Genomic DNA, 10,279 nt, shown 5'->3' on the forward strand with positions numbered 1-10,279 from the left:
TTACTTTGCCCACTTCTTTTCAAAATCCCAGACTTCGTTGAAGCCGATCAGGCCGCAGAATTCCTTGAAATTGAAAATACCGTCCGGCTCGCCAATGCCGTGATCCTTGAGATCGCGCAGGCACTTTTCCATGGCGGTGGCCGCCACCAGCGAGGTCAGCGAGGGATAGATGGCATAGGCATAGCCGATCTCTTCCAGCACGCTGGCGTTGGGGATGGGGGTCGAACCGCCATTGGCCATATTGGCCATCACCGGCTTGTCAAACAGGGCGCAGGCCTTGGCCATTTCCTCTTCGCTTTCCAGCGCTTCGGGGAAGATGACATGGGCGCCGGCCTTGTCATAGGCTTCCATGCGGCGCATCAGGGCGTCGAAACCTTCGCTCTGGCGCGCATCGCTGCGGGCGATGATGAGGAAGTCCTCGCTCTCGCGCGCGTCCACCGCCACCTTGATCTTGTCGACCATATCCTCGACCGGGATGCAGCGGCGGAAGGGCGTGTGGCCGCACTTCTTGGGGAATTCCTGATCTTCGAGCTGGATGCAGGTGACGCCCGCGGCCTCATAGCCCTTGACCGTGTGATGCACATTGAGCAGCCCGCCATAGCCGGTGTCGCCATCGGCGATCACCGCGCTGTCGCTGGTGCGCACCAGCGTGGCCATGCGGTTGAGCATTTCGGTATAGGTGGCGATGCCCGCGTCGGGCAGGCCCCATGCGCTGGCCGTCAGCCAGTAGCCGGTGCCATAGACGATGTCGAAGCCGACCTTGTTGGCGATGGCCGCCGTGATCATGTCCTGAATGCCGGGCACGACGAAGAATTTGCCGCTTTCCAGCTTTTGGCGAAGGATGGGATTGGCCATTATGTTCTTCCTGCGATTTTTGGGTGGCCCCGAAAGCCTGTGCCTTCGGGGCCGGATAGGTTTTAGCCGACGGTGCCCCACTTGGGCGCCTGCGGCGCGGGCAGGCCGGTCTCGGCAAGGCAATTGGCGCGCAGCGTTTCGAGGTCCGGGCCAAAGTTGAAGGTTTCGATGGGGCCGCGCTCGGCGCGCATTTTGGCGCGCAGAGTCTCGGTGGCGGCGGCATCCACCGCGCCATCGACCAGCACCACGCCATAGCGCAGCGCACCCTTTTCGGTCACCAGCCCCTGCGTCAATTCCTTGGCCAGCAGCGCGGGATCGCGGTCCAGCGGGTCGCCCCAGCCGCCGCCGCCCCAGGTGATGAAGTGCAGGCGATCGCCCGCCTCCACCGGATAATCCTCCAGCTTGTTGCCGACGACGATCTCGGTGCCGTCCTTCTTGACCAGAACCTTGCGCGCGCGGGCGCCCGGTTCGCCGCCGTTCACGCCCCAAGGCGGCACGAACCAGCGGTCGTCATGGATGGCGATCACGCCGTCTTCAAGAAAGCGATAGACCATGTCGATGCCATTGCCGCCGCGATGCAGGCCCGCGCCGCCCGAATCGGCGACCGTTTCATAACGTTCGATGATCAGCGGGAAATAGCGTTCGAGGAACTCGTTGGGCACATTGGTAAAGCCGGGGAAGAGCGAATGCCCGTCCGGCCCGTCGCCCATCGGGCGGCCCGGAATGCCGCCAAAGCCGATCTGGAAAAGCTGGAACCACTTGCCGTTCTTGTCCGTGCCCGCATAGAACAGGTGCGGCGAGGACGAGAAGCCCGCAGCGTTGAGGAATTCCGGCGTCTTTTGCCCCAGCAGCCCGCCAAGGATGTCGAACAGGCGGCCCAGAACGTGGGTGCGGCCCGACAATGCGGCGGGGAACTTGGGCTTGAGCAGCGAACCTTCGGGGATGCGGACATCGATGAGGTCGTAATAGCCGTCGTTGAACAGGATCTGCGGATCAAAGATCATGATCATGTAGATGCCGAAGAACATGCGCATCATGTTCTCGTTCAGGAACATGTTGATCGAGGCCTTCGACTGCGGATCGGTGCCGTCGAAATCAAGCACCACGCGGCCATTTTCGCGCCACATCGTGCATTTGATCTTATACGGGCCATAGCCCATGCCATCGTCGCAGATGTAATCCTCGAAGCTGACCTTGTCCTCGCCGATCGAGGTTTCGATCAGATGCTTCATCGCGCGGTAATTGCGTTCGAGCAGCAGGTCGGTGGCCGAGGTGAACATGTCATCGCCAAAGCGGGCGGCCATTTCCACCACGCGGGCGGCGGCCACGCGGCATGATGCGATCAGCGCGTTAAGGTCCGCCTTGCACCAGTCGGCCGTGCGGCTCTGATGCATGACCAGCTTGATGAGGTCTTCGTTGTAAACGCCCTTCTTCCAGATCTTGACGGGCGGGATGCGCACGCCTTCCTGAAAGATCGACGTGGCGTGGATCGGCATCGATCCGGGCACCATGCCGCCAATGTCGCTCTGATGGCCGAACATCGAGGTATAGGCGATCAGGCGCCCGTCCTTGAACACGGGCAGCAGCACCAGCCAGTCGTTGCAGTGCGAGATCGCCCCGCCCACCGAATAGGGGTCGGACAGGAAGATCAGATCGCCATCCTCGACCGTGCCCTCGAACCCTTCGAGGAAGGGGCCGATATAGCTGCCGAACTGGCCGACGATCATGCGGCCCTGATAGTCGGCGATCAGCGGGAAGGCGTCGCCCTGTTCGCGGATGCCGGGCGACATGGCGGTGCGCACCAGCGTGGCGTCCATTTCGATACGGGCGTTGCGCAGGGCGTTTTCGATGATGTCGAGCGTAACCGGATCAACGGCCACGGTGGCAAAAGGCGTTTCATTGGCCTGAATGATCTGTGCGGGCATGTTGTTTGCCTCCTTCTCAGGCGAGGTTGATGAGGATGTTGCCGACGTGATCGACGGTGCCGTTACAGCCCGCCTCGATCAGCGTGGTGGAGTCCATTTCGACGACGATGGCGGGGCCGGGGATGACATCGCCCGATTGCAGCAGCGCGCGGTCATAGATCGCGGCGGGCACCATCGCGCCATCGGCCCACAATTGATGGTCGCGGATCTTGGCGCGGTCCAGATTGCCGTCCGATGCGGGCAATTCGGGCGCAGGCAGATCGAGCGCAGGCCCCATGGCCACCGCGCGCAGGTTCACCAGCTCGTGGGCCGAATCCATGTTGAAGGTGAAAAGACGCAGGTGTTCGGCATCAAAACGGTCGGTGACAGCCTTGAGGCCATCGCGGCGCAGCGTTTCCGGGTCGATGGAGAGCGGCACTTCAAAGGCCTGACCTTCATAGCGCACGTCCAGTTCGAACTGGCTGGTGATGTCGGCCTCGTTGATCCCTTCGGCCAGCAGTTCGGCGCGGGTCTGGCGCGCCATTTCGTCGAGAACGGCGATCACGTCTTCTTCCGCCGTATCGGCCACGCGCTTGGAGAAGCTGCGCGCCGTTTCCGTGCGCATCCGCGTGGTGGCATCGCCCAGAGCGCACAGCACGCCCGGCGAAACCGGCGAGACCGCAGGCCACGAACCCATCAGACGCGCCACGGCGTTGACATGGAGCGGACCCGCCCCGCCAAAGCCCATCAGCGCAAAGTCGCGCGGGTCATAGCCCTGCTGCACCGAGATCATGCGCAGCGCGCCGAACATGTTCTCGTTCACAATGTCGATGATGCCGCGCGCGGCCTCCATCAGGCCAATGCCCAGCGCGTCGGCGATGGTCTGCACCGCCTTCTTCGCGCCTTCGCGGTCAAGCTGGAACGTGCCGCCCAGCAGGTTTTCGGGCAGATAGCCCAGAACCACATTGGCGTCCGTCACGGTCGGCAGCGTGCCGCCCTTCTGATAGGCCACGGGACCGGGTACAGCGCCCGCCGATTGCGGGCCGACACGCAGGGCTTTGGTCAATTCGGGCACATAGGCGATCGAGCCGCCGCCCGCGCCCACGGTCTTCACGTCCAACGCCGAGGCGCGGACCTTCAAATGCCCCACTTCGGTGTCGCGCTGGCGGCGTGCCTCAAGCCCTTCGATCAGCGCGACGTCGGTGCTGGTGCCGCCTACGTCCAGCGTCAGGATGTTCCTGATGCCCGAATTCTTGCCGACCCAAATCGCGCCGGTGACGCCGCCTGCCGGACCCGACATCAGGAGCGAGACGGGATGCTCTTCCGACTTTTCCGACGACATCAACCCGCCGTCAGAACGCAGCAGGCTGAGCGAACCGGCCATGCCCGCCCCGCGCAGCTTGTCGCGCAGGTTGCGGACATAGCGGCGCATCACCGGGCGGACGCTGGCATTGGCAACGGTGGTCAGCGTGCGCTCATATTCCTGCATTTCGGGCAGGACTTCGTGGCTCAGCGACACCGGAACATCGGGCATGATTTCAGCCGCCAGTTCGCCCACGCGCTTTTCATGCGCGCCGTTGAGATAGGCATTGACGAGCGAAACGGTCAGCGCCTGCACGCCCGCATCGCGCAATTGCGTCAGCACGGCGCGAATTTCGGCATCGTCGATGGGGCTGATTTCCACGCCATCGGCATCCATGCGCCCGGCGATTTCCAGCGTATCCTGAAGCGCGGCCAGCGGTTCGGGCTTGGGCCATACGATCCATCCCGCCAGGCCGCCCGGCACAAAGGACCGCGCGATCTGCATCACCTGACGATAGCCCTGCGTGGTGATCAGGCCCACGCGCGCGCCCTTGCCCTCCAGCACGGCATTGGTGGCCACCGTCGTGCCATGCAGGAAGAATTCCACATCCGAAGGGCTGATCCCGGCCTTCTCGCAAATCGCGGTCACGCCGTTCAGGATGCCTTCCGAACTGTCATGCGGCGTCGAAGGCGTCTTGTGGCGCCAGAATTTGCCGCTGGTCTGGTCGAAAAGCAGGAGGTCGGTGAAGGTCCCTCCAACGTCTACACCCAATCGGTAGGTCATATTTTCCCCGGCTTCCTTTGGTTTCATGTGCCGGCGGCTGTTGGCCTGGGGCCTTGGCCTGCCGGTTCCAGATGCTCTAAGGCTGTGACGTGATCGTCAGCGCCAATGGGGTGAAGGCGTAACGCAATCGCCGCGCTTGGCCCGGCTTTGGGCGCGGACTATCCGCCAAGCGAATTTTTACCCTCGCGCAGTGGTCATTCCCCCGGCCCATGGGCAGGTTCAAAGCCAAGGCGGACGCGCCAATCATGGAGAAATTACCGATGGCCCTTGATCTGAACACGCTGCGCAGTGATTCGCGCGAATTTCTGGCCCGGCGCGGCGCGGGCGAGGGCCTGTTTATCGCAGGGCAATGGCGCAAGGCCGAAGGTGGGCGCACCTTGCCCACGCTTGACCCGGCAACAGGAACCGAGACCGCGCAGATTGCCGCGGCCAGCACCGCCGATGTCGAGGCCGCCGTTGAGGCCGCCCGCGCCGCCCTGCCGCTCTGGCGCGCCACGGTGCCGGTCGAGCGCGCGCGCATCCTCTGGAAGATTGCCGATCTGATCGAGGCGCATATTGACGAGCTGGCCGAGCTGGAAACGCTCGATCAGGGCAAGCCGCTCTATGTCGGGCGCTGGGCCGAAATTCCGGGTGCCGTTAATCAGTTCCGCTTCTTTGCGGGGCAGGCGATGACCATTGAGGGCAATACGATCGAAAATTCGATCAATTATCAGCCCGCCGGCAAACAGACGCGTTCGTGGACCGTGCGCGAGGCGGTGGGCGTGGTGGCGGCCATCGTGCCGTGGAATTCGCCGCTGGTGCTGACCGCGATGAAGCTGGCCCCGGCGCTGGCGGCGGGCTGCACCATCGTGCTGAAACCTGCCGAGGACACCAGCCTGACCGCGCTGCGTCTGGCCGAACTGATGGCGCAGGCGGGCCTGCCTTCGGGCGTGCTGAACGTGGTGACCGGGCTGGGCAGCGAGACGGGCGCGGCGCTAGCCAATCATCCGGGCGTGGACAAGGTGGCCTTTACCGGATCGACCGCGACCGGCCGGGCCATTCTGGATGCGGCCAAGACCAATTTCAAGCGCGTGACGCTGGAGCTTGGCGGCAAATCGCCCTCGATCGTGATGCCCGATGCTGATCTGGATCTGGCGATTCCGGGCGTGGCCAATGCGATCTTTTTCAATGCAGGCCAAGTCTGCATCGCGGGCAGCCGCCTCTATGTCCACCGCTCGATCCACGATCAGGTGGTTGAGGGCGTGGCCAATTATGCCAAAAGCATCAAGATGGGCCATGGCCTGTTGCCCGACACGCAGATGGGCCCGGTGGTTTCGGCCCGCCATGCCGAGCGCGTCGAGGCCTTTCTGACCCGTGCCAAGGCGCAGGGCGCGACCATGCTGGCGGGCGGCGAGCGGAGCGGCGAGGCGGGAACCTTCATCAGCCCCACCGTGGTGGTTGACGTAAAGCCCGATTTCGAAATCGTGCGCGAGGAGGTCTTCGGCCCGGTTCTGGTGGCCCAGGCCTATGATGATGTCGAGGAAGTGGTCGCAGCCGCCAATGCCAGCGAATATGGCCTTGCCGCCAGCGTCTGGACCGAGAGTCTGAGCCATGCCCACCGCATGAGCAGCGACATCCGCGCCGGCACCGTATGGATCAACTGCCACGCGATGTATGACGCCTCGCTGGCCATCGGCGGGGTCAAGGCATCGGGCTGGGGCCGCGATTCGGGCAAGCAGGCGATGGACAATTACCTCGAATGGAAGACTGTCTGCGCGGTCGTGTGATTTGGGGGGCGTCTGAGATGATCTGACCGATGGGCGGATAGGGGATGGCGGGGCGTTGTGAATATGCCCCGCCGCGCCAGCTTTTCCCTTTCCAGTCGAAAGGGAGACAATCCATGCGGGGCCGAAAAACCAAGCAGTTCAGCCGCCTGTTACCCATCCTGCTGTGCGCCGGAGCCGCAACAGCCCATCCGGCGCAGGCGCAAAATGCTTCGTGCCAAAAGCCTTGGTTCACTCCGCAGGCCCCGCCGGTGCAATCGGTCGAGGTGCTGCCCGATGGCCGCGTGACGTTCCGCCTTTGCGCCCCGCAGGCCCATGACGTGCTGGCCACCAGTTCGGATGCGGGCGAGGTAATTCCCATGGGCTTTCCGGTGGGCACGCCGCAGGGGCTGGCGCTGACCCGCGACGACACCGGATTGTGGAGCGGGACGACCGCCAAGCCCTTCAAACCCGGCCCCTATCGCTATGCCTTCCGCGTCGATGGGGTCCGCACCGCCGATCCCTATGCGCAGGCTTTTTCGCGCACCCGCTATGGCATAGAGGCGGTGCTTGAAGTGCCCGGCAGCCAGTTTCAGGCTTGGGACGCCAGCCTGCCCCATGGCGCGGTGGCCAGCGTAGATTACTGGTCGGCATCGCTGAAAGCGAAGCGGCGGGCGCATGTCTATACCCCTCCCGGCTATGAAAAGGGCGGCAGTCAGCGCTATCCGGTGCTATATCTGGTCCATGGCGCGGGCGACAATGATGAAAGCTGGACCGGGATCGGCCATGCGAACCAGATCCTTGACCGGCTGATCGCGGCGGGCAAGGTCAAGCCGATGATCGTGGTCATGCCTGATGGCCATACGCCCGATGCGGCCCGCGCGATTGATTTTCACGCCCATGATTTCGGCGATGATCTGACCCGCGACCTGATCCCCCTGATCGACCGGACTTATCGCAGCACGCCCACGGCTGACGCGCGGGCGATGGCGGGCCTGTCGATGGGCGGTTCGCACGCGATCCGCGAAGGGCTGACCCGGCCCGGCACATTCCACTGGATCGGCATTTTCTCGATGGGCGTGGGCATCGGCAGCCAGACCGGCGTGGACCCGAAACGGATCGAGGAATACGCCACCGAAAATGCCGCCGCTCTCAAACAGGCGGGGCGCGATATGCATCTGGTCTATTTCGCGATGGGGCGCGAGGATTTCCTCTATGCCTCGGTCAAGCCCACCCGCGAGGTGTTTGACCGTTTCGGCATTGCCCATGTCTATCACGAGAGCGAGGGCGGCCACACCTGGATGAACTGGCGCGATTATCTGGCCGATTTCGCGCCCCGTCTGTTCAAATAGGTCTGTTCAAATAGGCCCTTAGGCCGCCGCGCCCCGGCGTGCGGCGGCCATTTTCCCCTCGTCCAGATCGTAGAGATAGAGAAATACCCCGTTCACCACGAACATCGCCGCCGGGATCACCGCATAGCCCATGGTCAGCGCAAAGATCGCGCTGTCGGGCTGCGTCACCAGCTTGCCGCCCATGGTGGGGATATAATGGGCCGCGCGCAGGAATATGCCCAGCACCGCCACGCCCAGCGCAAAGCTGGCCTTTTCCAGCACGGCGGCGGTGGAGGAGAGCAGCCCCTCGCGCCCCATGCCGGTGATCGCCCGGTCATAGACCATCGTGTCGCCCAGCATCGAGATCGACATCAGGATCAGCGCGCCTGAGCCAAAGCCCGAGGTGATGCCGCGCACAATCAGTTCGGCATTGCCCGGCGCATGGGGCGCGGCCAGCCAGCTCAAAGCCGTGGCGCAAAAGATGAAGACGCCGATAAGATAGGTGCCGCGCTTGCCGATCTTCTTGCCGCTCCACACCCAGAGCGGCATCGAGAGCGCGGTGACAATATTCTGCACCGAGGTCAGCAGGATCTGTCCGCCATAGCCCACGCCCAGCACGTTGAGCAGGAAAAGCAGCCCGCAAGACCCGATGCTGGCAAAGGCGAGGAATTGAAACACCTTGGCGCCCAGCAAGAGCATATAGGGCCGGTTGCGCCCCATCAGCGCGATCTGGCGGGGCAGGGAAAGGGGCGGCGGGGCGTCGGCATGGGCCTCCTCGGCATGGGTGGCGGGGACCGAGAGCACCGTGGCCGTCATCGCGCCAAAGATGACCAGCGCCATCACCAGCCCCATCGTGGCATAGGCCGGGCCGCCCGCGCCGCCCGCCTTGATGATCGCCGCCGTGCCCGCCGTGGCCAGCATTTGCCCGATCGAGACAAACACCGTGCGGAAGGAGAGCAGGCGGGTTCTTTCGGCAAACCCTTCCGTCAATTCGGCGGGCAGCGCCATATAGGGCACGGCAAACAGCGAATAGGCGGTGGAATAGATCACCTGCGCCGCGATCATATAGGCGATCAGCGCGCCTTGCCCCAGCGCGGGCGGGGCAAACAGCATCAGGAACGAGGCCGCCGACAGAAATGCCCCCGCCAGCATGAACGGGCGGCGGCGGCCCCATTTGCTGCGGCTTTTATCGCTCATCGAACCGATGATCATATCGACCACCGCATCATAGAGCTTGGCCCCCATCATCAGATAGCCCGCGATTTCGGGCGATTGGCCCAGAACCGTGGTCATGAAGGCGGGGTAATAGGCGGTGACCGCATTGAGCATGATCGACACGCCCACCGTGCCGATGCCAAAGCCAAGGCAGGTTTTCATGGGAAGGCGCGCGCTCATGCTTCTGCTCCCTTCAGAAAGGCAAGGATTGCGGCGGCTTTGGCCGCGTCTCCGGGGGGCAGGGCGGCGGCGCGGCCATCGGGCAATATCTCCAGCGCGCGCGCCACCGAAGCGTTAAGCAGCGCCAGTTCGGTTTCCGGCTTGAGCAAGAGCGTGGGCGCGGCGACCGATGCCATCCGGTCAAAGGCGCGATATTGAAACGCCGCGATATAGGGCAGCGAATAGGTGTCCCATGATTTGAGCACGTCCAGCGTGATGCGGTGCAGGATGTCGGGCGGGGGCATGGGCACGGACAGGCGATGGCCTGCGTCCTGCATGAAATGGGGAAAGAACAGCGCCTGATCGCGGCAGAAGTTGAAGGCCCAGATCAGATGGCGGCCATAGGCGTCGGGTTCAACGCGCGGCGCGTAATGTTCGATCACCGCCTCGCGCAATTCGTCACCATATTCGGTGATGCCGTCCAGCACCACGCGGCGCACCCGTTCGGGATGGGCCGCCGCCATTTCGCAGGCGATGCGCGCGCCGGTATGGGTGCCGTAGACATCGACTTTGTCGATGCCCAGCGCATCCATCATCCGCACCATCGACCCGGCGAAATAGGCGATATCGGGATGGTCGGACGCGGGGGCGGCGCTGTCGCCGTTGCCCAGCGTGTCGGGGGCCAGGATCGGCCCCTCATGCCCCGCCGCGCGCAGCGCCCGCATCAAAGGCTGGCTGAACCACCCCGAGGCGGGCGAGGCATGGAGCAGCAGCAGCGGCGTGCCGCTCCCCTCCATCCGGCGCAGGTGGATCTGTCCTTCATCGATGGTGACGAAGGCTCTGGTGATAATGGGGGGGGTGATGACGGGGGGATCGATCAGGCTCATGGACAGCGAAGCTAACCCGGCATGGCCTGCGCACTTGTCGCATCCTGACCTTATCCAGCAGGCGGATAGAAGCCTTTTGTCTGAGGGCATAGCCGCTTTG

7 protein-coding genes are annotated in these 10,279 nt (G+C 63.8%); 2 read left to right on the forward strand and 5 right to left on the reverse strand.

The window, feature by feature from the left end; genetic code table 11:
- The 3 genes from GGR38_RS05535 to GGR38_RS05545 all read right to left on the reverse strand — a co-directional run bounded on the left by GGR38_RS05535 (position 1) and on the right by GGR38_RS05545 (position 4,845).
- Positions 1-855: an isocitrate lyase/PEP mutase family protein gene (locus GGR38_RS05535; protein WP_183623503.1), complete on the reverse strand. Its 855-nt coding sequence runs from the start codon at positions 853-855 to the stop codon at positions 1-3.
- 62 nt (positions 856-917) lie between these two features.
- Positions 918-2,780 carry a hydantoinase B/oxoprolinase family protein gene (locus GGR38_RS05540; protein ID WP_183623505.1) on the reverse strand — a complete coding sequence of 621 codons (1,863 nt, stop codon included), beginning with the start codon at positions 2,778-2,780 and terminating at the stop codon, positions 918-920.
- 16 nt (positions 2,781-2,796) lie between these two features.
- Entirely contained in the window at positions 2,797-4,845 is a 2,049-nt protein-coding gene (locus GGR38_RS05545; RefSeq protein WP_183623506.1) for a hydantoinase/oxoprolinase family protein, read from the reverse strand.
- Positions 4,846-5,105: 260 nt separating this feature from the next.
- Here GGR38_RS05545 and GGR38_RS05550 point away from each other — a divergent pair, with 260 nt between their 5' ends.
- Both GGR38_RS05550 and GGR38_RS05555 read left to right on the forward strand, forming a co-directional pair.
- Positions 5,106-6,611 (forward strand): aldehyde dehydrogenase family protein, encoded by a 1,506-nt coding sequence (locus tag GGR38_RS05550; RefSeq protein ID WP_183623507.1) that lies wholly within the window; start codon positions 5,106-5,108, stop codon positions 6,609-6,611.
- 113 nt (positions 6,612-6,724) lie between these two features.
- Positions 6,725-7,939 (forward strand): alpha/beta hydrolase, encoded by a 1,215-nt coding sequence (locus GGR38_RS05555; protein WP_183623508.1) that lies wholly within the window; start codon positions 6,725-6,727, stop codon positions 7,937-7,939.
- Between the two features lie 18 nt (positions 7,940-7,957).
- On the opposite strand, the gene GGR38_RS05560 is transcribed toward GGR38_RS05555, so the two are convergent.
- Together GGR38_RS05560 and GGR38_RS05565 are read right to left on the reverse strand one after the other, a co-directional pair.
- A complete protein-coding gene (locus tag GGR38_RS05560) occupies positions 7,958-9,313 on the reverse strand; it encodes an MFS transporter (protein ID WP_183623509.1) in 1,356 nt (451 codons plus the stop codon).
- Positions 9,310-10,179 (reverse strand): alpha/beta fold hydrolase, encoded by an 870-nt coding sequence (locus GGR38_RS05565; protein ID WP_183623510.1) that lies wholly within the window; start codon positions 10,177-10,179, stop codon positions 9,310-9,312. Before GGR38_RS05565 ends, GGR38_RS05560 begins: the two co-directional genes overlap by 4 nt.
- Positions 10,180-10,279: the final 100 nt, after the last annotated feature.

Source organism: Novosphingobium sediminicola (assembly GCF_014196525.1).
Taxonomy (GTDB): Bacteria; Pseudomonadota; Alphaproteobacteria; order Sphingomonadales; family Sphingomonadaceae; genus Novosphingobium; species Novosphingobium sediminicola.